The sequence below is a fragment of the Arthrobacter sp. Soil736 genome (genome assembly GCF_001428005.1).
Lineage (GTDB): Bacteria > Actinomycetota > Actinomycetes > Actinomycetales > Micrococcaceae > Arthrobacter.
In genome coordinates, this window is the sequence record NZ_LMSB01000007.1 from 166,806 (window position 1) to 167,302 (window position 497).

1 pseudogene is annotated in these 497 nt (G+C 59.2%); it reads right to left on the reverse strand.

Going from position 1 to position 497, the window contains the following annotated elements:
• Window positions 1-228: pseudogene (locus ASG92_RS29595) on the reverse strand (aromatic compound degradation protein PaaI); the annotation flags it as partial.
• Window positions 229-497: the final 269 nt, after the last annotated feature.

Below are 497 nucleotides of genomic sequence, written 5' to 3' on the forward strand. Positions count from 1 at the left end.
GTGAACCGAGCCGATCGGGTTGTAATGGGACTCGTCGGGGTGACAGGTAAAGGTGGCAGTGCCCGGTGCCGCATCGACCAAGGTCATGTTCAGTAGTTCGCCCATCGGTGGGGGTGGCAGTTTTTTGCCCATCATTGAGTGCAGGTATTCCAAGCCGCTCATGCCGGGCATGGCTGCCGCGCCAATGGCCGGATCGTCCCAGGCTAGGACTCGTTTTCGCTCTCTCACTAGTGCTCCTCTTGTTCGTAGTCGTGGCGGCAGACCGCCGGCATGGATCCACTACTTGTATCTGGGGTAAACGAACATCCTCGTGCCCGACCCGGTTGCCATTCTTTGTTGTGCCTTGAAGGGTTGTTGAGACGCACCCACGCGCTCCGCGCAAGCTAATGCCCAAGCCGGGCATTGAACACGAAGGCTTTGATTGAAATGAACGTCGGCGCCTGGGGGAATCATTTCCGCTGCAGTTTCACGCGTCGGGCTGCTGCGGTGGGCGGACA